This is a genomic window from Paenisporosarcina sp. OV554 (assembly GCF_003058165.1).
Lineage (GTDB): Bacteria > Bacillota > Bacilli > Bacillales_A > Planococcaceae > Paenisporosarcina.
This window is the reverse complement of the sequence record NZ_QBUC01000007.1, coordinates 132863-157563: the sequence shown is the minus strand read 5'-3', so window position 1 is coordinate 157563 and position 24701 is coordinate 132863. Positions and strand designations below refer to the sequence as shown.

At 39.7% G+C, this 24701-nt stretch carries 40 protein-coding genes; 3 read left to right on the top strand and 37 right to left on the bottom strand.

Going from position 1 to position 24701, the window contains the following annotated elements; genetic code table 11:
* Positions 1-913 (top strand): IS1182 family transposase (locus C8K15_RS08785; protein ID WP_108586032.1); only part of this gene is annotated, 913 nt, incomplete at its 5' end.
* A 133-nt stretch (positions 914-1046) separates the two neighbouring features.
* On the opposite strand, the gene C8K15_RS08780 is transcribed toward C8K15_RS08785, so the two are convergent.
* Positions 1047-1724: a KinB-signaling pathway activation protein gene (locus C8K15_RS08780; protein WP_108586031.1), complete on the bottom strand. Its 678-nt coding sequence runs from the start codon at positions 1722-1724 to the stop codon at positions 1047-1049.
* Between the two features lie 148 nt (positions 1725-1872).
* Here C8K15_RS08780 and gerD point away from each other — a divergent pair, with 148 nt between their 5' ends.
* Positions 1873-2463: a spore germination lipoprotein GerD gene (gene gerD / locus C8K15_RS08775; protein ID WP_108586030.1), complete on the top strand. Its 591-nt coding sequence runs from the start codon at positions 1873-1875 to the stop codon at positions 2461-2463.
* 44 nt (positions 2464-2507) lie between these two features.
* Here the strand turns inward: gerD and C8K15_RS08770 are convergent, their stop codons facing one another.
* From C8K15_RS08770 to C8K15_RS08760, 3 genes are all read right to left on the bottom strand, one after another.
* A complete protein-coding gene (locus tag C8K15_RS08770; RefSeq protein ID WP_199224081.1) occupies positions 2508-3566 on the bottom strand; it encodes a P-loop NTPase in 1059 nt (352 codons plus the stop codon).
* A gap of 152 nt (positions 3567-3718) precedes the next feature.
* Positions 3719-4432, bottom strand: coding sequence for an N-acetylmuramoyl-L-alanine amidase (locus C8K15_RS08765; protein WP_108586029.1), 714 nt, complete (start codon positions 4430-4432; stop codon positions 3719-3721).
* Positions 4433-4598: 166 nt separating this feature from the next.
* The gene (locus C8K15_RS08760) at positions 4599-5303 is read right to left on the bottom strand and encodes a DUF421 domain-containing protein (RefSeq protein WP_108586028.1); all 705 of its coding nucleotides are present in this window, start codon (positions 5301-5303) and stop codon (positions 4599-4601) included.
* Between the two features lie 162 nt (positions 5304-5465).
* On the opposite strand from C8K15_RS08760, the gene C8K15_RS08755 reads away from it, so the two are divergent.
* Positions 5466-5765: a hypothetical protein gene (locus C8K15_RS08755; protein WP_108586027.1), complete on the top strand. Its 300-nt coding sequence runs from the start codon at positions 5466-5468 to the stop codon at positions 5763-5765.
* 208 nt (positions 5766-5973) lie between these two features.
* Here C8K15_RS08755 and C8K15_RS08750 read toward each other — a convergent pair whose 3' ends face one another.
* From C8K15_RS08750 to rplB, 33 genes are all read right to left on the bottom strand, one after another.
* Positions 5974-6597 (bottom strand): YitT family protein, encoded by a 624-nt coding sequence (locus C8K15_RS08750; RefSeq protein WP_108586026.1) that lies wholly within the window; start codon positions 6595-6597, stop codon positions 5974-5976.
* 138 nt (positions 6598-6735) lie between these two features.
* Positions 6736-7545: an alpha/beta fold hydrolase gene (locus tag C8K15_RS08745; protein ID WP_108586025.1), complete on the bottom strand. Its 810-nt coding sequence runs from the start codon at positions 7543-7545 to the stop codon at positions 6736-6738.
* A gap of 169 nt (positions 7546-7714) precedes the next feature.
* Positions 7715-8107, bottom strand: a complete 393-nt coding sequence (rpsI, locus tag C8K15_RS08740) for a 30S ribosomal protein S9 (protein WP_108586024.1) — start codon at positions 8105-8107, stop codon at positions 7715-7717.
* 26 nt (positions 8108-8133) lie between these two features.
* Entirely contained in the window at positions 8134-8571 is a 438-nt protein-coding gene (gene rplM / locus C8K15_RS08735; protein ID WP_108586023.1) for a 50S ribosomal protein L13, read from the bottom strand.
* Positions 8572-8737: 166 nt separating this feature from the next.
* The gene (gene truA / locus C8K15_RS08730) at positions 8738-9487 is read right to left on the bottom strand and encodes a tRNA pseudouridine(38-40) synthase TruA (RefSeq protein WP_108586022.1); all 750 of its coding nucleotides are present in this window, start codon (positions 9485-9487) and stop codon (positions 8738-8740) included.
* A 17-nt stretch (positions 9488-9504) separates the two neighbouring features.
* Positions 9505-10302, bottom strand: coding sequence for an energy-coupling factor transporter transmembrane component T family protein (locus C8K15_RS08725; RefSeq protein WP_108586021.1), 798 nt, complete (start codon positions 10300-10302; stop codon positions 9505-9507).
* The gene (locus C8K15_RS08720) at positions 10299-11171 is read right to left on the bottom strand and encodes an energy-coupling factor ABC transporter ATP-binding protein (RefSeq protein WP_108586020.1); all 873 of its coding nucleotides are present in this window, start codon (positions 11169-11171) and stop codon (positions 10299-10301) included. The genes C8K15_RS08725 and C8K15_RS08720 overlap by 4 nt, the downstream gene beginning before the upstream one ends.
* Positions 11147-11992 (bottom strand): energy-coupling factor ABC transporter ATP-binding protein, encoded by an 846-nt coding sequence (locus tag C8K15_RS08715; RefSeq protein ID WP_108586019.1) that lies wholly within the window; start codon positions 11990-11992, stop codon positions 11147-11149. Before C8K15_RS08715 ends, C8K15_RS08720 begins: the two co-directional genes overlap by 25 nt.
* Before the next feature lie 370 nt (positions 11993-12362).
* Positions 12363-12743 (bottom strand): 50S ribosomal protein L17, encoded by a 381-nt coding sequence (gene rplQ, locus C8K15_RS08710; RefSeq protein ID WP_024536523.1) that lies wholly within the window; start codon positions 12741-12743, stop codon positions 12363-12365.
* Positions 12744-12795: 52 nt separating this feature from the next.
* Positions 12796-13740: a DNA-directed RNA polymerase subunit alpha gene (locus C8K15_RS08705; protein ID WP_108586018.1), complete on the bottom strand. Its 945-nt coding sequence runs from the start codon at positions 13738-13740 to the stop codon at positions 12796-12798.
* 143 nt (positions 13741-13883) lie between these two features.
* Positions 13884-14273: a 30S ribosomal protein S11 gene (gene rpsK, locus C8K15_RS08700; protein ID WP_019415648.1), complete on the bottom strand. Its 390-nt coding sequence runs from the start codon at positions 14271-14273 to the stop codon at positions 13884-13886.
* Between the two features lie 25 nt (positions 14274-14298).
* Entirely contained in the window at positions 14299-14664 is a 366-nt protein-coding gene (rpsM, locus tag C8K15_RS08695) for a 30S ribosomal protein S13 (RefSeq protein WP_108586017.1), read from the bottom strand.
* 23 nt (positions 14665-14687) lie between these two features.
* Positions 14688-14801 carry a 50S ribosomal protein L36 gene (rpmJ, locus tag C8K15_RS08690; RefSeq protein ID WP_000868344.1) on the bottom strand — a complete coding sequence of 38 codons (114 nt, stop codon included), beginning with the start codon at positions 14799-14801 and terminating at the stop codon, positions 14688-14690.
* Between the two features lie 37 nt (positions 14802-14838).
* Positions 14839-15057, bottom strand: coding sequence for a translation initiation factor IF-1 (gene infA / locus C8K15_RS08685; RefSeq protein ID WP_016429904.1), 219 nt, complete (start codon positions 15055-15057; stop codon positions 14839-14841).
* Between the two features lie 417 nt (positions 15058-15474).
* On the bottom strand, positions 15475-16128 hold the full coding sequence (locus C8K15_RS08680; RefSeq protein WP_108586016.1) for an adenylate kinase: 654 nt from the start codon (positions 16126-16128) through the stop codon (positions 15475-15477).
* A 63-nt stretch (positions 16129-16191) separates the two neighbouring features.
* Positions 16192-17484, bottom strand: a complete 1293-nt coding sequence (gene secY / locus C8K15_RS08675; RefSeq protein WP_108586015.1) for a preprotein translocase subunit SecY — start codon at positions 17482-17484, stop codon at positions 16192-16194.
* Positions 17484-17924 (bottom strand): 50S ribosomal protein L15, encoded by a 441-nt coding sequence (gene rplO / locus C8K15_RS08670; protein WP_024536518.1) that lies wholly within the window; start codon positions 17922-17924, stop codon positions 17484-17486. Before rplO ends, secY begins: the two co-directional genes overlap by 1 nt.
* A 32-nt stretch (positions 17925-17956) precedes the next feature.
* Positions 17957-18136: a 50S ribosomal protein L30 gene (gene rpmD, locus C8K15_RS08665; protein WP_108586014.1), complete on the bottom strand. Its 180-nt coding sequence runs from the start codon at positions 18134-18136 to the stop codon at positions 17957-17959.
* A 15-nt stretch (positions 18137-18151) separates the two neighbouring features.
* Positions 18152-18652, bottom strand: coding sequence for a 30S ribosomal protein S5 (rpsE, locus tag C8K15_RS08660; protein ID WP_024536516.1), 501 nt, complete (start codon positions 18650-18652; stop codon positions 18152-18154).
* A 21-nt stretch (positions 18653-18673) separates the two neighbouring features.
* Entirely contained in the window at positions 18674-19030 is a 357-nt protein-coding gene (gene rplR / locus C8K15_RS08655) for a 50S ribosomal protein L18 (RefSeq protein WP_108586013.1), read from the bottom strand.
* Between the two features lie 32 nt (positions 19031-19062).
* Complete coding sequence (gene rplF, locus C8K15_RS08650) at positions 19063-19602, bottom strand: 50S ribosomal protein L6 (protein ID WP_108586012.1); 540 nt, start codon at positions 19600-19602, stop codon at positions 19063-19065.
* A gap of 29 nt (positions 19603-19631) precedes the next feature.
* Positions 19632-20030, bottom strand: coding sequence for a 30S ribosomal protein S8 (gene rpsH / locus C8K15_RS08645; RefSeq protein ID WP_016429896.1), 399 nt, complete (start codon positions 20028-20030; stop codon positions 19632-19634).
* Between the two features lie 29 nt (positions 20031-20059).
* Positions 20060-20245 (bottom strand): type Z 30S ribosomal protein S14, encoded by a 186-nt coding sequence (locus tag C8K15_RS08640; RefSeq protein ID WP_016429895.1) that lies wholly within the window; start codon positions 20243-20245, stop codon positions 20060-20062.
* A gap of 19 nt (positions 20246-20264) precedes the next feature.
* A complete protein-coding gene (gene rplE / locus C8K15_RS08635; RefSeq protein ID WP_108586011.1) occupies positions 20265-20804 on the bottom strand; it encodes a 50S ribosomal protein L5 in 540 nt (179 codons plus the stop codon).
* A 25-nt stretch (positions 20805-20829) separates the two neighbouring features.
* Positions 20830-21141, bottom strand: a complete 312-nt coding sequence (rplX, locus tag C8K15_RS08630) for a 50S ribosomal protein L24 (protein WP_024536512.1) — start codon at positions 21139-21141, stop codon at positions 20830-20832.
* A 36-nt stretch (positions 21142-21177) separates the two neighbouring features.
* Complete coding sequence (gene rplN / locus C8K15_RS08625) at positions 21178-21546, bottom strand: 50S ribosomal protein L14 (RefSeq protein ID WP_017381510.1); 369 nt, start codon at positions 21544-21546, stop codon at positions 21178-21180.
* Between the two features lie 46 nt (positions 21547-21592).
* A complete protein-coding gene (gene rpsQ / locus C8K15_RS08620; protein ID WP_024536510.1) occupies positions 21593-21856 on the bottom strand; it encodes a 30S ribosomal protein S17 in 264 nt (87 codons plus the stop codon).
* 18 nt (positions 21857-21874) lie between these two features.
* Positions 21875-22075: a 50S ribosomal protein L29 gene (gene rpmC, locus C8K15_RS08615; protein WP_016429890.1), complete on the bottom strand. Its 201-nt coding sequence runs from the start codon at positions 22073-22075 to the stop codon at positions 21875-21877.
* Positions 22065-22499, bottom strand: coding sequence for a 50S ribosomal protein L16 (gene rplP / locus C8K15_RS08610; protein ID WP_108586010.1), 435 nt, complete (start codon positions 22497-22499; stop codon positions 22065-22067). Before rplP ends, rpmC begins: the two co-directional genes overlap by 11 nt.
* 1 nt (position 22500) lies before the next feature.
* Positions 22501-23157, bottom strand: a complete 657-nt coding sequence (gene rpsC, locus C8K15_RS08605; RefSeq protein ID WP_108586009.1) for a 30S ribosomal protein S3 — start codon at positions 23155-23157, stop codon at positions 22501-22503.
* A 3-nt stretch (positions 23158-23160) separates the two neighbouring features.
* Positions 23161-23502 (bottom strand): 50S ribosomal protein L22, encoded by a 342-nt coding sequence (gene rplV, locus C8K15_RS08600; RefSeq protein ID WP_024536507.1) that lies wholly within the window; start codon positions 23500-23502, stop codon positions 23161-23163.
* A gap of 19 nt (positions 23503-23521) precedes the next feature.
* On the bottom strand, positions 23522-23800 hold the full coding sequence (rpsS, locus tag C8K15_RS08595; protein WP_016429886.1) for a 30S ribosomal protein S19: 279 nt from the start codon (positions 23798-23800) through the stop codon (positions 23522-23524).
* A gap of 60 nt (positions 23801-23860) precedes the next feature.
* Positions 23861-24697, bottom strand: coding sequence for a 50S ribosomal protein L2 (gene rplB / locus C8K15_RS08590; protein WP_024536506.1), 837 nt, complete (start codon positions 24695-24697; stop codon positions 23861-23863).
* Between the last annotated feature and the right edge of the window lie 4 nt (positions 24698-24701).

The following is a 24701-nucleotide window of genomic DNA, read 5'->3' as shown; positions in this document are numbered from 1 at the left end:
TGTAAAAGCAAGTGCGAATAAGCGCAAATTCGAAAAGAAAGTCGTTCGCAAAGAAACTCGCTCTTATCAAGAACGCCTTAAAGAAGAGATTAATCGAGACCGTGAAGAGCACGGGAAAAAGCCATTCCCACAAGATAAGTTCGATAAGGAAGAATCGAAAGAAATCAAAGAAAGCACAACCGATCCAGAAAGCGGATACTACGTTAAAGATGAACGGACAAAACAGTTCGCTTATTCTTTCCATGCCGCGGCGGACCGAAATGGTTTTGTATTAGGAACGATTGTAACGCCAGGTAACACACATGATAGTAATATGTTAGAGCCATTAGTAGATCAAGTCATTGAGAATGTTGCGAAACCTGAAGCTGTTGCGGCAGATGCAGCTTATAAAACACCTGCAATTACGAATTATTTATTAAAAAACGAAATTACTCCTGCCTTACCATACACACGCCCTCGGACTAAGGAAGGATTCTTCCGAAAACACGATTATGTGTATGATGAACACTTTGACTGTTACCTTTGCCCAGCGGGCGAGATCTTGAAATACTCAACAACGAATAAAGAAGGATATCGGGAGTACAAGTCACCAAAGCACATCTGCGCGACGTGTCCACTATTATCCCAATGTACCGAAAGTCGAGACCACCAAAAAGTGGTGACACGTCATATTTGGCAGGCTTGCATCGAGGAAGCTGATCATCTTCGCCATCATGAAGATGTAAAACCCATCTATGCAAAACGTAAAGAAACAATTGAGCGAGTATTCGCAGATGCAAAAGAAAAGCATGGTATGCGTTGGACAACGTTAAGGGGACTTAAAAAATTGTCGATGCAGGCGATGCTTACTTTCGCTGCCATGAATTTAAAAAAACTCGCCAGCTGGACATGGCGAGCTCCGAAAATGGCATAAATAATGACCTCGCAGAGGTCTACTATTCTCAATAATTGATTCAAATCCAATAAAAATTAAAAAAGGGGTTCGGAATGAGACCATTCCGAACCCCTTTTGTCTACAATCTGAAGCATCCAACTGGATGCTTTTTTTATGCTTTTACTTTAGTCGTTTGAGCACGTGCTTTTCGACGCTCTTCTAATTTTAATCGATCCACATCAGACTTCGCATTGTATTTAGGTAATTTTAGTAATTGGTATGCATTTACCGCTAATAATGGGAACAATAATAAAGTTACGTAACGATCTACGTCTTTTTCATCTACCATCAAAACGGGTAACCATTCTAACGTTGTAATAACAATCATAAAAAATAACGCAGATATGAATGCATGTTTTTTCGTCCATTTAGCTTTGAAATAAGCTACAACTAATCCTGTTGTTATTAGAATAGCCAGAAGGCCTAAATATAACCATAGTTGTGATTGCGAATTTGCAATCGGCATAAAACGAAATTTAATTAAATCAAAAATAACTAATGCAATAATTAATAACTGTACCCAGTTCCATAATGTTAAGGTTTTAAAAATATTAACACCAAATTGATGGACTGTTAAATATGCGAAAAATCCCATTTGACTTAAAACACTCATTGTCATACCAAGAAATACAAACCACAAAAAACTTGCGGCAAATTCTGCATACTCTCCACTTGCAACATATGGTGCAAATGCATCTTGCCATCGAATAATTAATCCAAGCACACCGGTAACTAGACCCCCAATTACAAGTGCCTTGAAGAAAAATATAAACCAATTTCGTATCGTCACAGCAAAAAATCCTCCGTTTTTCTCAAGTTCTTCACTTGATTGTATCAACGAATAAGCAAAAAATCTAATTTACTAATCAATATCTACATATTCTCAAGAAATATGTGAACAATAAATGAAAAGGTCAGTGGAAGAAAAGAGGTTAAGTATGCGAAAATGGATAATACTTTTAGGAATCGTCGTATTAGCAGGTTGTGGAGCACAACAAAGCAGCACCCCTTCTTATGAGGAAACGAAAAAAATGATTACGGATACCATGCAAACTGAAGAAGGAAAAAAAGTAATGCGTCAAATGCTTTCAGACCCTGAATTTAAAGAGCTTTTAATTTTGGAACAAGAAGATGTTAAAAATTCGATTGAGAATACTCTTCTGTCAAAGGATGCGGAAAAATTTTGGAAAGATACCTTTAAAGACCCAACTTTCTCTGAAACCTTTGCGAAAAGCATGAAAAAACAACAACAAGATATCATGACTGACTTAATGAAAGATGCATCATTTCAAAAAGAGTTAGAAACATTCTTTGGTCAACCGGATATGCAAAAACAAATGGAAACGATTTTACAGTCGTCAACAAATCGCAAAGAAATCGAAAAAATTGTGCAGGAAACGATTGATAGCCCGCTTCTAAAAGCGAAATGGGTAGAATTAATCAAAGCGGCTGGCACGACAGAAGAAAAAGGAAAATCGCCAGCAAAAGATTCTAGTGGTGGCGGTGGCGGCCAAGGAAATAAACCTTAATAACAGAAACCCCCGCTCGTAATATGATGAGCGGGGGTTTTACATTATTTTGTTAATTTATTAATGACTTTTGTAGCGATTTCTCCATATAGTTTACCTGTAGGATGCACCTCTGAATACACAGAAGGAGCAAAATCTTCTTCATTCCAATCAGGTTGACCTAGCGGGATTTGACCAAGGAGTTCTGTACGAAGCTCATCTGCAAGCTTCGGACCTCCTCCCTTACCAAAAACATACTCTTTTTCATTCGATGTTTTCGATTGGAACCACGCCATATTTTCGATTACGCCTAAAACTTCATGATCTGTTGAAAGCGCCATGGCACCTGCACGAGCAGCAACAAAAGCTGCGGTTGGGTGCGGAGTGGTAACAACGATTTCTTTAGATGATGGGATCATTTGATGAATATCAAGTGCCACGTCACCTGTTCCCGGTGGTAAATCAAGCAATAAATAATCTAATTCGCCCCACTCAACATCTTTAAAGAATTGATCTAATACTTTACCAAGCATAGGACCGCGCCATACTACAGGTGCGTTGTCTTCAACGAAAAAGCCCATTGAAATAACTTTTACCCCAAATCGTTCAACTGGGATAATGCGAGTACCTTCTATTTTTGGGCTTTGTTGAATGCCCATCATATCAGGTACGCTGAAGCCATAAATATCCGCATCGATTAATCCGACTTTCTTGCCTAAGCGCGCTAACGCAACTGCTAAGTTTACGGAAACGGTAGATTTCCCTACGCCTCCCTTACCAGATGCAATTGAGATAAATTCCACTTTATTTAATGGTGACAATAAATCTTGTGCTTCAGATGCAGTTGTCGTTCCGCGGAACGACGCTAACATTTCTGCTGGCAATTCTTCAAAGCGAATGCCTACTGTACCAACACCCGCTCCTTTTAATGCATCTACGACCTTCATTTGCAGTTGCATTTGTTCAGCAGTATTGATCTTAGCAATCGCAAGCTTTACGCTTACATGATTTTTTTCTTCTTTAATAGATACTTCTTTTATGCCATTTGTTTCAAGTAACGTTTTATGTAAAAAAGGGTCTTGTAATTGCCCGAGCAGTTCGCGAACCTGTTGTTCATTTATCAAATTAGACACTCCTTTAATGTACATTTCGTCCTATAGTATATCATATCAAATATAGCTAGTCGGCATTATAGGATCTTCGTTAGTGTAGGAGGCATTGAATAAATGTTATTCGTCAAACTTCTTCTTACTTTAATAAAGAGGTTATTAGCGTGTCACTGCATTTCACCATCTACGTACTCTTCAATCCCATCAGCAATTGCTTCAGCCATTTTCTTTTGATAGTCTTTAGACGTCAATAATTTTAATTCCTCAGGGTTACTTAAGAATCCTGTTTCCACTAATACTGCTGGCACGGTTGCTTTTTTCAATAAGTATACTTCTTTAATTGCTAATGCTTCACGTTCAGTATTTCCAATATGTTCTCGGATTGCGCCTTGAATAGCTTTCGCAACAGCAGCGCCATCTACATGACCTTCCTTATGGTAAAACACTTGAGCCCCACGCCATCTTGCATCAGGTATAGAATTCACATGGACACTGATAAATAAATCTGCTTCTGTGTTGGCAATCATTTCTTCACGCAATTGTAAGTCTGCACGTTTTCTTGCACGAATGGTTGGGAACGTAGCTTTGGGATTATGTTCGGCTACTGCATCTTCCTCATTCGACCTTGTCATCACAACTTCGGCACCCAGATGTTTTAATTCTTTTTCGAGTTCTTTCCCAAGTGCTAGCGTTATATCTTTCTCAACAACTTCTCCAATAGAAGCGCCACCGTCCATTCCACCATGACCAGGATCAACTACAATTCTCATTCCAGCAAGAGGCGCTGGTAAAAAGAATGCACGATCAGATGCTTGAGTTTCATAAACTACAACTGATACAGAGACTAACAATAAAAGTCCAATTGCTATCCAGCGTTTCAACGCGTACGACACCACCTTTTACACTCACTATACGTATGTCCTATACGAACTATGAGGAAAATATCGTACCTTTTTAAATTGTGAAACCTTTTCCATTTCAAGAAAAGGTTTCACAATTTAAAGACTGGAATCTTCCTTACACAGGAAGTGCCTTCACAAACAAGTATTACAAGTTGTCATCTCTCAAATCCATGTAGACAGAGCCATCTGATTGAATTTCAGCATAAAAAACTTGTTCTATCGAATTAACTCCATGCTTTTTCAATTCATTATCTAACCATTCTTCGGTAAAGTTTTGTCCAGGAAAATTCTCCGTTACGATTTTTCCCTCTGCGATAATTGTGAATGGCATATACTTTGGTACATCGATCTTAGCTTTCACATCTTGTTTTGTCGCATTTTGCTGGGCTACTTTTTTGAAGACACTAAGTTGTCCGTTTGTTTCTAATACTGCAAATTGCACATCTTGGACCGAAAAAATCCCCTGCATCCTTAACAACATATTTAAATCAACAATAGGTAGACGGGCTGACTTGAGTTCATTTTCTAAAATTTTCCCGTCTTTTATGATAATCTTCGGTATATCATCAAGTAAATTTTTTGCCTTTCTTGATTTTAACGTTATATAACTTACGAGCAGAGTAAGAACTGACCACCATACTAAAGAGGTAATCGCATTTAAGAAATGTGTATTATCATGTGAAACGATTTCTCCCGCTATTGAACCGATTGTTATTCCAGTGATGTAATTAAAAAATGTGAGTTGACCCAGTTGTTCTTTACCTAAAACTCGTGCCAAAAAATGCAATACGATAAAAGTAACAGTCGCTCTAACAATCATTTCCCAGAAACTATAATCTTCAAAGTTCATATTTGATAGTCCCCTCTTTTGGCTTCTAGGACTTCATTATTTCCTAACTTACTATCTCTTATTCAATCGCAGGAGATTGTCTTTCAAGTTAATGGTTTATGATTATTTGAAACCAAACAAATTCGCTGAAGTTACATACCATAGAGATAGGGGGGCATTAACTTGAGTGATCATCATTTTCATAAGCAAAAGAATTCAACATATACCCTACATGATTTATTAAAAGGGAAGGACCTTGACATCATTGCTGCCTCCTTATTACTTCTTGGAAAGTTAAAAGTGGAATCAGTTCATTTATTTAGAAACTCCCCTTCTATAAGTGTTACGTTAATTGGGAAATATAAAAATCTAAAAGATGATAAGTCAGAGGATATGTCTGATTTTTTAGATGAAAATGGAGACATGACACTTGATGAGGTGTTTGAAGCACTAAGTAAACGAATGAATAAAAAAAGGATGTGAACGATTGAATAATAATTATCCTCATAAAAAATCTAAGTTTGATGGTGTCAGATTTGTTAATGGGCTCTTACTCATTATCTTCATTTCTCTCCTTCTCTTTGGCTCCACCAAAATCCCTGATGAACCAGTTGTTATTAGCACCATTATTTAACATTTCATTACTCAAAAATAGCCCTGTTCCTCATTGTGAGAAACAGGGCATTAAAAATTAGGATACAATCCCAAACGTAATAATTGGAGAATAATTCTTTTTCCTTTTTACGGTTAATATGCTAGTCATTGTTCCAACACAAATCACCGTGATACCTGATAAGAGGAACGAACTATCGGTAATAATAAAGTTACCAGAAAAAACGATGAGCATATCAATTAAAAAAATAACCATTCCTGGATTTATTCTTGCATAATTGGCGATAATTTGGCCAAGCAAATCAGTCCCCCCAATGCTTGTATCAAAGCGAAGCATGAGTCCAATTCCTGCTCCTACAAATAAACCGCCCAAGATCGCGCTGGTCATTGGGTTCTGATCCAGAATAAGCCCGAGAGCCCGCAATGGATGATAAGTCAAGTCCACAATGAAAGAAGAAAACAACATACCATGAATACTGTTGTATAAGAAAGATCGATTATAAAACCAAGCAAGAATTAACACTGGAATACTCAACGTTATGACCATTAATCCCACTTGGAGCCCTGTTAAATAATGTAGTATTAACCCCATTCCAAAAGTTCCACCGTCTAACAACTCATGATTTATTAAAAAAACATTTACACCAGTTGCCATTAAAAGACTTCCCACAATAATTGATATTGATTTATGTATAAATGGCAATCGTATTCCACCTCTTTAATATCACAATACTAGATGTATATGCTAGTTTTTCAGGAATATTTAAATACCCCTAATGGCATCTTCCATATCAATACCTTTTCCACTATGAGTAAAGCCTTCAAATAATAGCAGTAACATCTAAGACATGAAGCGAATCAATTCCCTATTAAATTTTTTCATCTCACAGTAAAACAAGCCATGGCCACTATAATAAAAAGGAATCAGTTCCGAGTCTTTAATCTCTGCATGCATTAATTCACCAAATACAAATGGACAAACTTTGTCTTGCTTGCCATGAAATATCGCTGTAGGTACATGGATGTCAGCTAAATCTGGTCGTAAATCTTCATCCCTTAGTGAAGCTAGGCACATGGCAGTTGCATGACCTGCAGCTTCTAAACCTAAACTTTGAAACCAGTCTATAAAGCTTTCTGTTAAATATCGTGTAAAAAAGATATCCCCAAAATCAGCAAGCATCTGTGGACGATTGGTGTAGGTTCCTTGGATTAATTTATTGACTTCTTCTTTCGTCTTCCCATACGGATAATCTGGACGTTGAGTAAATACAGGGGCTGCCGCACCAAAAAGAGCAAGTTTTATTATTTTATGTCCTGCATGTCGAGACATGTACCTGATGGCAATGGCTCCTCCCATTGAGTGACCCGCAAGAACCACATCTTCCAACTCGAGTGCATCAATAACGGCACGAATATCATCTGCCATCCGATCATAGTTATATCCATTCCACGGACGATCTGAATCTCCAAAACCTCGGAAATCTACTCCAATACAACGGTACCCCAGTTGCGGCAGTTGGTTGAACTGATACTCAAACATCTTGTGATTAGCTGGCCACCCATGTAAAAACAAAATAGTCTTCCCATTTCCCGGGTTTATATCTTCAACAAATACCTGTACATCTTGTTCAACTGTTATGTAGTAGCCGATTTATCTTCCCCCTGAATTTTTTTCTTACTACATCCTATGTCCAGTTGATTCTTGCCATTCGACCAACCCTATTCAAGATCATCTATTCAAAAAGCCTCTTTCTAGAAAGCAGAAGAGGCTAAAAAAGACCCCCAACCAAAATGGTTGAGGGTCTTGTAACATAGAAAGATTAACGTTTTGAGAACTGAGGTGCACGACGAGCGCCTTTAAGACCTGGTTTTTTACGTTCTTTCATGCGTGAATCACGAGTTAATAGTCCTGCAGATTTCAATGCTGGACGGAAATCAGGATCTACATTAAGTAGTGCACGAGCAATACCATGACGGATTGCGCCTGCTTGACCTGTGTATCCACCACCATTTACGTTTACATGGATATCATAGCTACCAAGAGTTTCAGTTGCTACTAATGGTTGTTTGATGATTGCGCGTAAAGTTTCAAATGGTACGTAGTTTTCTACGTCACGTTTGTTGATAATGATGTTACCTTCGCCCGGTACTAAACGTACGCGTGCTGTTGAACTTTTACGACGACCTGTGCCGATATATTGAACTTGTGCCAAGGGTGTATCCTCCTCTTTAACTTTAATTATCCGCGAAGCTCATAAGCTTCTGGTAGTTGTGCTGCATGTGGATGTTCTGCTCCAGCGTATACGTGAAGTTTTGTGAATGTTTGACGACCTAAAGAGTTTTTAGGAAGCATCCCTTTAATTGCTAATTCAAGCATTCTTGTAGGATAGTTTGTACGCATTTCTAATGCTGTACGTTTTTTCAAACCACCAGAGAATTGTGTATGACGGTAGTAAATTTTGTCCGTTAATTTTTTACCAGTCAAATGAATTTTCTCAGCGTTGATGATGATCACGTGATCACCTGTGTCAACGTGTGGTGTGAATGTTGGTTTGTTTTTACCACGTAAGATTGCAGCTACTTCAGATGCTAAACGACCAAGAGTTTGGCCTTCTGCGTCTACTACTAACCATTTACGCTCTACTTCGTGACCCTTAGCCATGAATGTTGTACGCATGTATTTTGTCCTCCTAATTCGATCTAATATGATTAAAATTTTTCTATATCATCATCAACAACAAGTTTCGGGGCTTATTGTGGGGTTAATGAAATACCATGTGTCATCATATAACGCCACGGAGAAAAAGTCAAGGATTTATTTCAAAACACCAGGAAGTGTTGCTTCATTCAACATAATACACCGATTCTAAGTATAAACCCTGTGCTGGAGCGGTTTTCCCGGCTCTTTTTCGGTCCATAGCTGTGAGTATGTGTGCCATCTCAGACGGTTCACGTTTACCAATGCCTACTTCCCATAAATTCCCCGCAATAATTCTGACCATATTGTATAAAAAACCGTCTCCTTCAATGACCATATGAAGCTCTCCTTGATCATTTTCAATCAATTCCAAACGTTTTATATGTCGAACTCGATCAACTACTTCTGTTCTTGCTGAACAAAAACTAGTAAAATCATGTGTGCCTAAAAACGCTTGGGCTGCTTCTCTCATGAGTTGAACGTTCGGCTTAACTCCTGGCATATATACAACGTAATGACGCTTAAACGGGCTCTCAACGTCGCCTAACCCCCACTTATAGCGATATACTTTACCCGTGGTGCCATATCTCGCGTGAAAATCGCTCGAAACTTCTTCAACAGAGACCACAACTATATCTCCAGGCAACTGAACATTAAGTGCTCGTTGCCAACGATTAATTGGAAATTTGAGGTCTGTATCAAAATGAATAACTTGTCCAGTTGCGTGAACACCAGCATCAGTACGACCACTCGCAACGACTTTCACTTTTGTTCCTTTATGCATTTTAGTTAGTACTTTTTCTAATTCAAGTTGAACAGTACGTTCATTCGGTTGTACTTGATAGCCTGCAAAACCAAATCCATCATACATAATTGTTACTTTTAAACGTTTCACTACTGTTCCCTCCAGTTTTACGATCGCAACAACCAAAGAACTATTGTAACAACCACTAACAACAGTAGGATTGTAGAATCTCGCCAATCCCATTTCAATTGGCGGTAACGAGTTCGACCTTCTCCACCGCGATAACCACGTACTTCCATCGCCACAGCTAAATCTTCAGCCCGTTTGAACGCACTGACAAACAAGGGGATTAACAAGGGAACGACGGCTTTAATTCGCTCTTTTATTGATCCCGTACTAATATCAGATCCACGTGCCATTTGAGCTTTCATAATTTTATCTGTTTCATCCATTAAAGTAGGAATAAAGCGCAACGATATCGACATCATTAAAGCGAGTTCATGCACAGGTAATTTAAAACGCTTAAACGGATTCAACAATATCTCCAACCCATCAGTAATCGATATAGGAGAAGTTGTTAACGTTAATATAGATGTGATAAAGACCAATACTAAAAAGCGCACAGAAATGAAAATACCTTGTTTCAACCCTTCTTCATACACTTCGATAAATTGCCATTTAAACAATAAATCGCCTTCCCTAGTAAAGAAGATATGCATTAAGAATGTAAAGACCAGCAAAAATAATATGGGCTTTAAACCATTAATCAAGAAATATAAGCGAATCCGTGAAAATAACACCGTGACTAACGTGAATGCCAGTAACAAAGCATATGTAACCGCATTATTGGCTAAAAAGACAACTGCGATAAATAAAAACACAAATGCTAGTTTAGAACGCGGGTCTAATTTATGAATAAAGGAATCCCCTGGAATATAGCGACCAAAAATCATTTTCTCCATCATTTAGACTCACGCTCCCCTTGGGCAACGCGACCTATTTCTATAGCCAACTGTTCCTCTGTTAAGCATAATTTTGGTAATGGATAACCGATGAGTGCCTCAAATTCACGTTGAAAACGCACAACACGTGGTGCAGCTAATCGATATTCTGCAAGTTGTTCTTCATTACCAAAAATATCGATTGGATCGCCACTTAACACACATTGACCTTCATGCATAATGGCTACTCGGTCTGCGTAACGTGCGGCATCTTCCATAGAATGAGTGACCAAAATTGTAGTCAACCCTTTATCTACATGCAGCTTTCGAAATAGGTCCATGATTTCTAGACGTCCACGTGGGTCTAGACCAGCTGTAGGTTCGTCTAAGACTAGTACGCTTGGCTCCATTGCTAAAACGCCTGCAATGGCCACTCTGCGCATTTGACCGCCTGATAAATCAAACGGTGATTTATGGAGCACTTCCTCAGGTAAACCTAATTGCTCAATTAAGAGGCGTGCACGTCTCTCAGCCTCTTCTTTAGGCACGCCAAAGTTTAATGGCCCAAACATGATATCTTTTAACACAGTCTCATCAAACAATTGATGTTCTGGGAATTGAAATACAATCCCGATTTTCTGACGAACCGGCTTTAAGTTTTTCACTTTCTTACCAGCTTGTATCATCAAATCTCCGATAGCTACAGTACCTTCAGTAGGTTTTAGTAGTGCATTTAAGTGTTGAAGCAAAGTAGATTTCCCAGAACCAGTATGGCCAATGATTGCTTGAAATGAGCCTGACGGAATATGTAAATTCACATCGACTAACGCACGCTTTTCAAAAGGGGAATCTTTTGCATAGGCATACCCTACTTGTTGAAGTTTGATGTCCATATATCCTTCACCAACTCTTGTTCTGACATATGTGTATCTTTTAAGACGACTCCATTATTTATTAAGAGTTTGCTCATCTTTAAAGCAAACGGTAAATCTAAGCCCAGTTCTACTAACTCTTCTCCACGCGAGAAAATTTCTGCTGGTGTGCCTTCTGCATATTTACGGCCATCATTCATTACAATAATCCGATCAGCGAGCAATGCTTCTTCTAAATCATGTGTAATAGATAAGACAGTTAAATGCGTTTCTTCACGTAAACGATGGACAGTCGATAATACTTCTTCTCGTCCCTGAGGATCAAGCATCGAAGTTGCTTCGTCTAATATTAAAATTCTCGGCTTCAATGCAAGTGCACCTGCAATAGCTACACGTTGCTTTTGACCACCTGATAAATGGTGTGGTTCACTATTTAAGAACTTCTCCATTTTCACTTGAGTAAGAGACTCATGTACGCGTACTACCATATCTTCAAACGGAATCCCGTTATTTTCCAAAGCAAAAGCAACATCATCCTGCACGGTTGCCCCGACAAATTGATTGTCCGGATTTTGAAACACCATACCCATTTGTGAACGAATGTCCCATAAATTTTCTTCATTAAGCGCTTCACCAAGAACTCGTACTTCCCCATTTTGAGGGAATAAAAGACCATTCATGAGTTTCGCCATTGTGGATTTACCAGAACCATTATGACCAACGATTGCAATCCACTCGCCATCGTTCACAGTTAAAGAGATACCGTCTAATGCATTACGACTCTCTGTTTCTTCAGGTGTATATGTATAAGTAACTTCATGTAATGATAAAATCTCGTTCATAAAACATTTACCTCCTCTAACTCAGCTCAACTCAATCTACTCTATTTATATTTTATGATAATAGAAAAATACAGTATACACCACATTGGCGTATACTGATGTCTTTTTATATTTGTCTCCAAATAATGTATATGTTAAATAACTGAAATAAAATAAAAAAGCGCGCACCTCATTCAGAGAAATGCGCTCTTCTATATCTGTATCGTATCCGGTTGCTCAGACCGTCTACGTGAATGAGGTGCGTAGAGCTAGACGAGACGCTACCAAAAGGTCCGCTCATTGTAACGCTCTGCTTTTCATTATGTCGTATAAATCTTTGTTAAAAAAAGAGGGCGGCTACTAACCTAGAACCCTCTTCAAATTTTATTGATTAAACCAATTCAATTATTACTACTGGTGCTCCGTCTCCACGACGAGGTCCCATTTTCATAATACGTGTATATCCGCCTTGACGATCAGCGTAGCGTGGTGCTACATCATCAAACAATTTTTGCAAAGCATAAATTGTTGATTCATTGCCTTCTTCATCAGTAGCAGTTACTAGTTCACGACGAATATATGCTGCCGCTTGACGACGTGCATGCAAATCTCCACGTTTACCTAATGTAATCATTTTTTCACAAACTGAACGCACTTCTTTCGCACGAGCTTCAGTCGTTTGAATACGTTCGTTGATGATCAAATCAGTTGTTAAGTCACGCAACATCGCTTTACGTTGAGAACTTGTACGACCAAGTTTTCTGTAACCCATAGATGTTTACCTCCTTTGTTGAATATTAATCTTGCTTTATCAAAAAAGTCGCTTAGTCTTCTTTGCGTAATCCTAAGCCAAGCTCATCTAACTTCGCTCTAACTTCTTCTAGTGATTTACGTCCTAAGTTACGAACTTTCATCATGTCGTCTTCTGACTTATTAGCTAACTCAAGTACCGTATTGATACCTGCGCGCTTTAAGCAGTTATAAGAACGAACAGAAAGATCAAGCTCTTCGATTGTCATCTCCAACACTTTTTCTTTTTGGTCTTCTTCTTTTTCGACCATGATTTCAGCAGTTTGTGCCTCATCAGTCATACCAACAAAAATGTTTAGATGCTCAGTTAAAATTTTCGCTCCAAGCGAAATCGCCTCTTTTGGACCGATGCTGCCATCTGTCCACACATCAAGAGAAAGCTTATCGAAATTAGTCATTTGACCAACACGAGTATTCTCTACTTGGAAATTGACGCGTGAAACTGGAGTATAAATAGAGTCGATTGGGATCACGCCGATAGGAAGATCCTCACGTTTGTTTTGATCAGCAGGAGTGTAACCGCGGCCGCGTTGTGCATACATACGCATACGCAAATGACCATTTTTACCGATTGTTGCAATATAGAGATCAGGATTTAAAATTTCTACATCACTGTCATGTGTAATGTCAGCAGCTGTAACCTGTCCATCACCTTTAACATCAATCTCAATGACTTTTTCTTCATCAGAGTAGATTTTTAGAGCTAATTTCTTCACATTCATAATAACTGAAGCAACATCTTCAACTACGCCCTCAATAGTAGAGAACTCGTGAAGAACACCATCAATTTGAATAGAAGTTACTGCAGCCCCTGGTAAAGAAGATAAAAGAATACGACGTAGGGAATTACCTAATGTGTTTCCATATCCACGCTCAAGCGGTTCTACAACAAACTTGCCAAATTTGGCACCTTCGCTGATCTCAACCGTTTCAATCTTTGGTTTTTCAATTTCGATCATTCAAATATACCCTCCTTCAAAACATCGAATGTATAGGTTCGTTCCATCAGAAATCGATAGGTACTAGACTTATCGGTGATTGCACAACTCAGTTTGTACAAGAAATGATGTTCTCAATCAATTAATTAATTGAGACGCACCTATTACACGCGACGACGTTTTGGTGGTCGGCATCCGTTATGTGGAACTGGAGTTACATCTTTAATAGCTGTAACGTCAAGACCTGCAGCTTGAAGTGCACGAATTGCAGCTTCACGACCTGCACCAGGACCTTTAACCGTAACTTCTAACGTCTTCAAACCATGTTCAACAGATGACTTAGCAGCTGCTTCGGCAGCCATTTGCGCAGCAAATGGTGTCGATTTACGAGAACCTTTAAAACCAAGTGAACCAGCACTTGACCAAGATACCGCATTTCCTTGCATATCTGTAATTGTTACAATTGTGTTGTTAAATGTAGAGCGGATGTGAGCAATACCGGATTCGATATTCTTTTTCACACGACGCTTACGTGTTTGTTGTTTACGTGCCATGTTAGGAAGAAACCTCCTTTACCGATTATTTTTTCTTGTTAGCAACAGTTTTACGAGGACCTTTACGCGTACGCGCATTGTTCTTCGTATTTTGACCGCGAACAGGTAAACCTCTACGATGACGGATACCACGGAATGAACCGATTTCCATCAATCGTTTAATGTTTAATGATACTTCACGGCGAAGATCTCCTTCAACCTTGAAAGCACCAATTGATTCACGAATTTTGTTTAATTCGTCTTCTGTAAGATCACGAACGCGTGCTTCTTCAGAAACTCCTGCAGCAGCAAGAACTTTTTGTGCAGTTGTTTTACCAATACCGAAAATATATGTTAATGAAATAACAACGCGTTTATCGCGCGGAATGTCAACACCAGCAATACGAGCCATGTGTGTCGTGCACCTCCTTCAAATTAGCCTTGTTTTTGTTTATGTTTAGGATTTTCACAGATTACCATTACTTTACCGCGTCTGCGAATAACTTTACATTTTTCGCAGATCGGTTTCACAGATGGTCTTACTTTCATCTAACCCAACCTCCTTAGTGGTCCGGAGTGCAAAAGATTATTTAAAACGGTATGTGATACGTCCGCGAGTTAAATCGTAAGGAGAAAGTTCAATTGTGACTTTATCTCCAGGTAAGATGCGGATAAAATGCATACGGATTTTGCCCGAAACATGAGCAAGAATCGTGTGTCCATTTTCCAATTCTACCTTAAACATCGCGTTGGGCAAAGTCTCAACAACTGTTCCTTCGACTTCAATTACATCGTCTTTCGCCATCAACCCTGTCTCCCTTCTGTATAAAAAATCAGGTCTCATCAGCAAATCAAACGGCATGTTCCGCAAATTAAATCCCAGATGGACTTTATTCGTTTCAACATATGTTTGTTTTGCATGAGAGATGTTCGAAAGACACTCGTCAGGTTTCGCTTCTGGCAACCTACGGAGTAGACTGACCGGGGTGAACCTGTCTCCCTCATGTAAACACGAACGCTCGGAATGCCTTGGATGAGTTCCACCATATCCGTTACACAGATGCTTCCACGAAACCCATTATACCTTGTCGGAAGTAGAAATGCACGAAAGGACAAAGGGATCCTCTTAAACGTAACACTTACTATTTCGTTCTTTCGTATAGCGGGCATAATTTGCTTTTGCAGCTCTCGAAAAAAAATTCCGTTTACAGTGCCGCTAGATTCAGCTGCGTTTGCTCTCTAAAAGAGCATTTAAATCAGCAAATACCTTATGAATGTCTTGCTGACCGTTAATATTTGTTAGAACACCTTTGTCGCCATAATAGTCGAGTAAAGGTTGTGTTTGTTTCATATTTACTTCCAGACGGTTAGTGACCGTTTCCGGATTATCATCCGCGCGCTGGTAAAGCTCGCCCCCATCTTTATCACAAACTCCATCTACTTGAGATGGGTTAAAGATTAGATGATACGCAGTGCCACATTCTTTACAGATGCGACGCCCCGTTAGGCGCTTAATCAATTCTTCTTGCTCAACTTGAATATTTAGTACGTGTTCTACGTTTTTGTCTAAATCAAGCAATAGCGCATCAAGTGCTTCTGCTTGAGGAACTGTACGCGGAAACCCGTCTAATAAAAATCCGTTATCACAATCAGACTTGCTTAATCTTTCACGAACGATCCCGATCGTTACTTCATCAGGTACTAATGCACCATCATCCATAAACGATTTGGCTTTAAGGCCAAGTTCCGTGCCACCTTTTATAGCTGCTCGGAACATGTCGCCTGTAGAAATATGAGGGATTGCGTACTTCTCAACAATTTTATCTGCTTGAGTGCCTTTACCTGCACCCGGCAAACCCATTAAAACGATATTCATACGTTTTGCCCCCTGCATAATTTGCAGGTTAAAAGGAACGAAGACGTTCCTAAAAACCAAACTTTATTTCATGAAACCTTTGTAATGACGTTTCACTAGTTGTGATTCAAGCTGTTTCATCGTTTCCAGTGCAACACCGACAACGATTAGTAAGCTTGTTCCACCGATTTGAGCAGATGCTGGAAGACCAGCAAAATTAATGAACAAAATCGGCATAATTGCAACTAGTGCTAGGAAGATCGCACCCACGAAAGTTAAACGATACAAGACTGTTGTTAAATAATCTTGTGTGTTTTTCCCTGGACGAATTCCCGGAATATAAGCACCTTGTTTTTTCAGATTATCTGCAACGTTTTCAGGATTCACTTGAATGAACGCATAGAAATACGTAAATGCAATGATTAACGCAACGTAGATGAGCATGCCCACCGGTTTTGAATAATCAAATGTGTTCTGAATAAAATCCGTTACATTATTCTGTCCAAAGAAAGTAGAAAGTGTCTGTGGAGTAATGATAAATGCAACCGCAAAGATTACTGGGATTACTCCCGCAGCATTCACTTTTAACGGTAAGTGTGTTTGTTGTCCACCAGTAGCACCGCGGCCAGCAACACGTTTTGCGTACTGAATCGGTATTTTACGCAACGCTTGTTGAACGTAAATAACTCCTACAGTAACAGCAATTATCGCTAAAACAAGAAGTGCCATAATACCAATACGGATGAATAAATCATCACCAGCTCCATCTAATTGTTGTGCATAGATTTGGTTAGCAGCACTTGGCATCGCAGCAACGATACCTGCAAAGATAATAATGGAAATTCCATTACCAACACCTTTAGCAGTGATCTGCTCAGATAACCAAAGTAGGAACGCAGTTCCACCTGTTAACACAATTGCTATAACAACATAAGTCGCGAAGCCATCTTCTTTAATTAAAGAACCACCATACATACGGTTAAATCCGTATGACATCGCCATCGCTTGGATGAACGCCAACACAATTGTGAAGTAACGTGTGAACTGAGCAAGTTTACGTCTTCCGACTTCACCTTGTTTTGCCCACTCCGTAAACTTCGGTACAACATCCATTTGTAACAATTGCACAATAATCGATGCTGTGATGTACGGCATGATTCCCATTGCTAAAATCGAAAAGTTAGCAAGGGCACCGCCACCAAATGTATTTAAGAAACCAATCAAACTAAATTGGTCTGTAGCTTGCAATACTTGTGCGTCAACGTTTGGTACTGGGATAAATGTCCCAACACGGAAAACGATTAACATTAACAAAGTAAAAATGATTTTATTTCTTATATCTCTAACGCGCATAAAGTTGGAGATTGTCTGAAACATTAAACCACCTCTGTTTGTCCGCCCGCAGCTTCAATAGCTTCTTTAGCAGAAGCAGAGAATTTGTGAGCTTTCACAGTAAGCTTTTTGTCAAGAGTTCCGTTGCTAAGAATCTTAATTCCAGCTTTTTCGCTGCTCACATAACCTGTTTCAATAAGCAATGCAGGTGTAACCTCCGTGCCCTCTTCGAAACGGTTAAGTGTATCAAGATTCACAATAGCGTAAACTTTACGATTAATGTTCGTAAAGCCACGTTTTGGTAAACGTCTGAATAATGGGTTTTGACCGCCTTCAAATCCTGGACGAACACCGCCGCCAGAACGAGCGTTTTGACCTTTATGACCTTTACCTGCAGTTTTACCATTACCAGAACCAATCCCGCGACCTTTACGCTTACGGTTTGAACGAGATCCTTCTGCTGGTTTTAACTCATGCAGTTTCATATGGGTGGCACCTCCTTATTCTAAAATACTAATTATAGTTCCTTTACAGAAACTAAATGAGCTACTTTTTCAACCATCCCACGGATGGCTACGTTGTCAGCATGCTCAACAGTTTGATGCATTTTACGTAAACCAAGAGCTTCTACAGTTTTGCGTTGACCAGGTTTTGTCCCGATTACGCTTCTAGTGAGGGTAACTTGTAATTTTGCCATTGTCATTTCCCTCCCTTAACCTAATAACTCTTTAACTGATTTCCCGCGCAATTTAGCAACGTCCTCAGCACGTTTTAGTCCAGTTAAGCCGTTGATTGTAGCACGAACCATGTTAATAGGTGTGTTAGAACCAAGAGATTTAGAAAGAATATCAGTAATACCAGCTAGCTCAAGTACAGCACGAACTGGTCCACCAGCGATAACGCCAGTACCAGGAGCAGCAGGTTTAATTAAAATTTCACCAGCGCCAAAGTTACCGATAATTAAATGTGGAGTAGTACCACGTACCATAGGCACTTCGATCAGGTTTTTCTTCGCATCTTCAATTGCTTTACGGATAGCATCTGGTACTTCTTGTGCTTTACCAGTACCGAATCCTACGTGGCCATTCTTGTCACCAACAACAACCAATGCAGTGAAGCGGAAACGACGTCCACCTTTTACAACTTTAGCTACGCGGTTAATTGTAACTACGCGCTCTTCAAGTTCAAGTTTGTTTGGATCAATGTGACGCATGAAATGTGTCCCTCCTTCTTATTAAAATTCTAGGCCATTTTCGCGAGCAGCTTCAGCTATAGCTTTTACGCGTCCATGATATAAGTAACCGCCACGGTCGAAAACAACAACTTTAATGTTATTTTCAGAAGCACGTTTAGCGATTGTTTCGCCGATTGCTGTAGCAGACTCTAAGTTACCAGTACCATCGAAATCTTTTTCCATAGTAGAAGCACTTACAAGTGTTACACCAGCAGTATCGTCGATTAATTGCGCATATAAGTGTTTATTAGAACGGAATACATTTAAACGAGGACGTTCAGCTGTACCCGTGATTTTAGAACGTACACGTGCATGACGTTTTTTACGAACTTGATTTTTATCTTGTTTCGTAATCACAGAGGTCACTCCTTTCTAATGCTTAGGCAGCATTATTTACCTGTTTTACCTTCTTTACGACGAACAACTTCGCCTTCATAACGAATACCTTTACCTTTATACGGCTCTGGTGGACGTACTTGACGAATGTTTGATGCTAAAGCACCAACGCGTTCTTTGTTAATTCCTCTAATGATGATTTTAGTGTTTGTAGGAACTTCTACATTTAAACCATCTTCAGGAGTGAATTCTACTGGATGAGAGAAACCTACGTTCAATACAAGTTTTTCACCTTGTAAAGAAGCACGGTAACCAACACCTACTAGTTCAAGAGTACGTTCGAACCCTTTAGAAACACCTTCAACCATGTTTGCAAGCAAAGCACGAGTTGTACCGTGAATCGTACGGTGATCTTTTGTATCAGAAGGACGTGTTAATGTAACAACGTTTTCTTCTTTTTCGATTTTAATATCTGCATTAAAAGTACGAGTAAGCTCGCCTTTTGGACCTTTTACAGTAACCTCGTTGTTTTGACCGATAGTTACAGTAACGTCAGCAGGAACCTCAATTGGTTTTTTACCTACACGAGACATTTATTGCACCTCCATTCGATTGTTGCTTTTTACCAAACGTAAGCTACGATTTCGCCGCCAACTTGTTTAGCGCGTGCTTCTTTATCAGTTAATAGACCATTAGAAGTTGATACTAAAGCAATTCCAAGTCCATTTAATACTCTTGGTACTTCATTTGTCTTCGCATACACACGAAGACCAGGTTTAGAAATACGTTTCAAACCAGTAATAACGCGTTCGTTGTTTTGACCGTATTTCAAGAAGATACGGATGATACCTTGTTTGCTATCTTCAACGTATTCTACGTCACGAACAAAACCTTCACGTTTAAGGATCTCAGCGATCTCTTTTTTCATGTTTGATGCAGGTACTTCCAATTTTTCGTGGCGAACCATGTTCGCGTTACGAATACGTGTAAGCATATCTGCAATCGGATCTGTCATTGTCATTACATTAACCTCCTTCCCAGTTTAGGGGATTACCAGCTGGCTTTTTTCACGCCAGGAATTTGTCCTTTGTAAGCAAGCTCACGGAAACAAATACGGCAAAGTTTAAATTTACGTAAGACCGAATGCGGACGACCGCAACGTTCACAACGTGTGTAAGCTTGTACATTATGCTTTGGCGTGCGCTTTTGTTTCGCGATCATTGATTTTTTAGCCACGTTTACGCCTCCCTTATGTTTACTTTTGGAACGGCATTCCGAATTGTGATAATAACTCACGAGCTTCTTCATCAGAGTTCGCAGTTGTTACAATTACGATATCCATACCGCGTACTTTAGACACTTTATCGTAGTCGATTTCTGGGAAGATTAATTGTTCTTTAACACCTAATGTGTAGTTACCGCGACCGTCGAATGCTTTTTTAGAAACACCGCGGAAGTCACGAACACGTGGAAGTGAGATTGCAATTAATTTGTCCAAGAAGTCGTACATACGCTCACCGCGTAATGTTACTTTACAGCCGATTGGCATACCTTCACGAAGACGGAAGCCAGCTATAGATTTCTTAGCTTTAGTCACAACAGGTTTTTGTCCTGTGATGATTGTTAATTCTTCAACAGCTGCATCTAGTGCTTTAGTGTTTTGAACAGCGTCACCAACACCCATGTTGATTACGATTTTGTTCACTTGTGGCACTTGCATAACTGATTTGTATTCAAACTTGCTCATTAGAGCAGGAGAAACTTCCTTAAGAAATTTTTCTTTTAGGCGGTTCATGTGTGTACCTCCCTTCTTCTTTTACTTATTTATCGATTGTTTCGCCTGATTTTTTTGCAACACGAACTTTTTTGCCATCTTCCACTTTGTAACTTACGCGAGTCGGCTCGCCTGATTTAGGGTCGATTAACATAACGTTCGATACGTGAACTGATGCCTCTTGGCTTACAATTCCACCTTGTGGATTTGCCTGGTTAGGTTTCATGTGCTTTTTCACAAGATTCAAACCTTCAACTAAAACTCGGTCAGTCTTTGGAAAAGCAGCAATGATTGTACCAGTTTTGCCTTTTTCTTTACCTGAGATCACCATAACTTTATCGCCTTTTTTAACATGCATTCTGTCGCACCTCCTTGTTTAGCACTTTCATGTTGATTAAAGAACTTCCGGAGCTAAAGATACGATTTTCATGAAGCTATTGTCACGTAATTCACGTGCAACAGGTCCGAAAATACGAGTTCCGCGCGGGCCTTTATCGTCACGAATGATAACACATGCGTTTTCATCGAATTTGATATAAGTACCGTCTTTACGGCGTACGCCGCTTTTAGTGCGAACGATAACGGCTTTAACGACGTCACCTTTCTTGACAACGCCACCTGGTGTTGCTTTCTTAACTGTACATACGACTACATCGCCGATGTTAGCAGTTTTACGACCAGAACCACCAAGCACTTTAATTGTTAATACTTCACGTGCACCTGAGTTGTCAGCAACTTTCATACGACTCTCTTGTTGGATCACTTAGGTAACCTCCTCTCGGAATTTGGTCTGTCCCGAACTTTATTATTTAAATAATTACCGCTTTTTCTACAACTTCCATAAGACGGAAACGTTTTGTAGCAGACAACGGACGAGTTTCCATGATACGAACTACGTCGCCTAATTTAGCTTCGTTTAGCTCATCATGCGCTTTGAACTTTTTAGAGTATTTAACACGTTTACCGTAAAGTTTATGCTTTTTATATGTTTCAATCATAACAGTTACAGTTTTGTCCATTTTGTCAGAAACAACACGGCCCGTGTATACTTTGCGTTGATTACGCTCAGTCATGCTCGAAAACCTCCTTTATCAGTTATTTGCACTGATTTCTCTTTCACGAATCACAGTTTTCATACGCGCAATAGCTTTACGTACTTGGCTAATGCGTGCTGTGTTTTCTAATTGACCAGTCGCCAATTGGAAGCGAAGGTTAAAAAGCTCTTCTTTCAGTGATTTCACTTTTTGTTCAATTTCTGCAGTGGTAAGGTCACGGAGTTCATTAGCTTTCATTAGATTCACCACCAATTTCTTCACGTTTAATGATTTTACATTTCACAGGAAGCTTATGTGCTGCAAGTCGAAGTGCTTCGCGTGCTACCTCTTCAGAGACACCCGCAATTTCGAACATTACTTTTCCTGGTTTAACTACTGCTACCCATCCCTCAGGTGAACCTTTACCAGAACCCATTCGAACTTCTAGAGGCTTTTTAGTATAAGGTTTATGTGGGAAAATTTTAATCCAAACTTTACCGCCACGTTTCATGTAACGTGTCATTGCAATACGAGAAGCTTCGATCTGACGGTTAGTAATCCAGCTAGCTTCAACAGCTTGTAAGCCGAATTCACCGAAAGATACTTCTTTACCGCCTTTTGCTTCTCCGCGCATTTTTCCGCGGTGTTCGCGACGATATTTAACGCGTTTAGGCATTAACATATTATTTGCCTCCTTCCACAGAATTCTTCTTAACTGGAAGGACTTCACCACGATAGATCCAAACTTTAACACCAAGCTTACCATAAGTTGTGTCAGCTTCAGCATGTGCATAATCAATGTCAGCACGTAAAGTATGAAGTGGTACAGTTCCTTCACTGTAATGCTCAGCACGAGCAATATCAGCTCCGCCTAAGCGTCCAGATACTTGAGTTTTAATACCTTTAGCGCCAGAACGCATAGTGCGTTGTAACGATTGTTTTTGTGCACGACGGAAAGATACACGATTTTCTAATTGACGAGCAATGTTCTCAGCAACTAATTTCGCATCTAGATCCGGACGTTTAATTTCCACGATGTTAATGTGGACACGCTTGCCAGTAGTAGCATTAAGGTTTTTACGTAGTGCTTCCACTTCCGTACCACCTTTACCAATAACCATTCCTGGTTTAGCAGTGTGAATAGTTACGTTAACACGGTTTGCAGCGCGTTCGATTTCTACTTTAGAAACAGAAGCTTCTTTCAAACGTGTTTCGATGTATTCACGAATTCTTAAATCTTCATGAAGGAAAGTTGCATAGTCTTTTTCTGCATACCATTTTGACTCCCAATCACGAATAATGCCTATACGCAATCCTATTGGATGTACTTTTTGACCCACGAATTATCCCTCCTTCTTCTCAGATACCACGATAGTAATGTGGCTTGTGCGTTTGTTAATCGCACTCGCACGCCCCATAGCACGTGGACGGAAACGTTTTAATGTTGGACCTTCATCAACAAAAACTTCAGAAATAACTAGTTTATTCATATCTAAATCTAAGTTGTGCTCAGCGTTTGCAACCGCAGATTTCAATAGTTTTTCAACTACTGGAGATGCGGCCTTTGGTGTAAGGCGCAAAATCGCAACTGCTTCACCGATTTGCTTGCCTCGGATTAAATCGACGACTAATCGTACTTTACGAGGGGCAATACGCACTGTTCTAAGAATAGCTTTAGCTTGCATTAGGATATCCTCCTCTCAATTAGCGTCTTGTTTTCTTATCGTCATTACCATGGCCTTTATAAGCACGCGTAGGTGCGAATTCGCCTAATTTATGTCCTACCATATCTTCAGTCACATATACAGGAACGTGTTTACGTCCATCATATACTGCGATCGTTAATCCGATAAAAGTCGGGAATATTGTTGAACGGCGAGACCAGGTTTTGATTACTTGTTTTTTCTCGGAATCCTTTTGTGCGTCAACCTTCTTCATTAGATGGTCATCAACGAAAGGTCCTTTTTTCAAGCTACGGCCCATTGTGGTACCTCCCTCAGTGATATCGCTACGGCTCTTTGTGTGAACCGCAGATGAATCACTTTATTTTTTAGCGCTACTACGACGAACGATAAATTTGTCTGACTTGTTTTTCTTTTTACGAGTTTTGTAACCAAGAGTTGGTTTACCCCATGGAGACATTGGAGATTTACGTCCAATTGGAGATTTACCTTCACCACCACCGTGTGGATGGTCGTTCGGGTTCATTACAGATCCACGTACAGTTGGGCGTTTACCTAACCAACGATTACGACCTGCTTTACCAATGTTGATTAATTCGTGTTGTTCATTACCAACTTGACCAATTGTTGCACGGCAAGTTCCTAAGATCATACGAACTTCACCAGATTGAAGACGAATAATTACATACTTGTCTTCTTTACCTAGTACTTGAGCAGAAGTACCAGCAGAACGAACTAATTGTCCACCTTTACCTGGCTTCATTTCAATGTTATGGATTGTAGAACCCATAGGAATGTTTTGTAATGGTAATGCGTTACCCGCTTTAATATCAGCTTCTGGACCCGACATGATCATCATGCCAACTTCTAATCCTTTTGCTGCTAGGATGTAACGTTTTTCACCATCTACATAATTAATTAATGCAATGTTTGCAGAGCGGTTTGGATCGTACTCAATAGTAGCAACGCGTCCTGGAATGCCATCTTTATTTCGTTTGAAATCGATAACACGATATTGACGCTTATGGCCGCCACCTTGATGACGAACAGTTAACTTACCTTGGTTATTACGGCCGCCTTTACGTTTGACAGGTTCAAGCAATGATTTCTCAGGCTTGTTAGTCGTGATTTCAGCGAAATCCGAAGTTGTCATGTTACGTCGACCGTTGGAGGTAGGTTTGTACTTTTTAATCGCCATGTTT

Coding starts and splice junctions, on each gene's coding strand:
- gerD (WP_108586030.1), top strand. CDS start 1,873: ATGCGAAAATGGATAATACTTTTAGGAATCGTCGTATTAGCAGGTTGT.
- C8K15_RS08760 (WP_108586028.1), bottom strand. CDS start 5,303: ATGAACTTTGAAGATTATAGTTTCTGGGAAATGATTGTTAGAGCGACT.
- rplM (WP_108586023.1), bottom strand. CDS start 8,571: ATGCGTACAACATTCATGGCTAAGGGTCACGAAGTAGAGCGTAAATGG.
- C8K15_RS08725 (WP_108586021.1), bottom strand. CDS start 10,302: ATGATGGAGAAAATGATTTTTGGTCGCTATATTCCAGGGGATTCCTTT.
- C8K15_RS08720 (WP_108586020.1), bottom strand. CDS start 11,171: ATGGACATCAAACTTCAACAAGTAGGGTATGCCTATGCAAAAGATTCC.
- C8K15_RS08715 (WP_108586019.1), bottom strand. CDS start 11,992: ATGAACGAGATTTTATCATTACATGAAGTTACTTATACATATACACCT.
- rplQ (WP_024536523.1), bottom strand. CDS start 12,743: ATGGGTTACAGAAAACTTGGTCGTACAAGTTCTCAACGTAAAGCGATG.
- C8K15_RS08705 (WP_108586018.1), bottom strand. CDS start 13,740: ATGATCGAAATTGAAAAACCAAAGATTGAAACGGTTGAGATCAGCGAA.
- rpsK (WP_019415648.1), bottom strand. CDS start 14,273: ATGGCACGTAAACAACAAACACGTAAGCGTCGTGTGAAAAAGAATATC.
- rpsM (WP_108586017.1), bottom strand. CDS start 14,664: ATGGCTCGTATTGCTGGTGTTGACATTCCGCGCGATAAACGCGTTGTT.
- rpmJ (WP_000868344.1), bottom strand. CDS start 14,801: ATGAAAGTAAGACCATCTGTGAAACCGATCTGCGAAAAATGTAAAGTT.
- infA (WP_016429904.1), bottom strand. CDS start 15,057: ATGGCGAAAGACGATGTAATTGAAGTCGAAGGAACAGTTGTTGAGACT.
- C8K15_RS08680 (WP_108586016.1), bottom strand. CDS start 16,128: ATGAATATCGTTTTAATGGGTTTGCCGGGTGCAGGTAAAGGCACTCAA.
- secY (WP_108586015.1), bottom strand. CDS start 17,484: ATGTTTCAGACAATCTCCAACTTTATGCGCGTTAGAGATATAAGAAAT.
- rplO (WP_024536518.1), bottom strand. CDS start 17,924: ATGAAACTGCATGAGTTAAAACCAGCAGAAGGATCTCGTTCAAACCGT.
- rpmD (WP_108586014.1), bottom strand. CDS start 18,136: ATGGCAAAATTACAAGTTACCCTCACTAGAAGCGTAATCGGGACAAAA.
- rpsE (WP_024536516.1), bottom strand. CDS start 18,652: ATGCGTCACATTGATCCAAACAAACTTGAACTTGAAGAGCGCGTAGTT.
- rplF (WP_108586012.1), bottom strand. CDS start 19,602: ATGTCTCGTGTAGGTAAAAAACCAATTGAGGTTCCTGCTGACGTTACT.
- rpsH (WP_016429896.1), bottom strand. CDS start 20,030: ATGACAATGACAGATCCGATTGCAGATATGCTTACACGTATTCGTAAC.
- rplE (WP_108586011.1), bottom strand. CDS start 20,804: ATGAACCGCCTAAAAGAAAAATTTCTTAAGGAAGTTTCTCCTGCTCTA.
- rplX (WP_024536512.1), bottom strand. CDS start 21,141: ATGCATGTTAAAAAAGGCGATAAAGTTATGGTGATCTCAGGTAAAGAA.
- rpsQ (WP_024536510.1), bottom strand. CDS start 21,856: ATGACTGAGCGTAATCAACGCAAAGTATACACGGGCCGTGTTGTTTCT.
- rpmC (WP_016429890.1), bottom strand. CDS start 22,075: ATGAAAGCTAATGAACTCCGTGACCTTACCACTGCAGAAATTGAACAA.
- rplP (WP_108586010.1), bottom strand. CDS start 22,499: ATGTTAATGCCTAAACGCGTTAAATATCGTCGCGAACACCGCGGAAAA.
- rplV (WP_024536507.1), bottom strand. CDS start 23,502: ATGCAAGCTAAAGCTATTCTTAGAACAGTGCGTATTGCCCCTCGTAAA.
- rpsS (WP_016429886.1), bottom strand. CDS start 23,800: ATGGGCCGTAGCTTGAAAAAAGGACCTTTCGTTGATGACCATCTAATG.
- rplB (WP_024536506.1), bottom strand. CDS start 24,697: ATGGCGATTAAAAAGTACAAACCTACCTCCAACGGTCGACGTAACATG.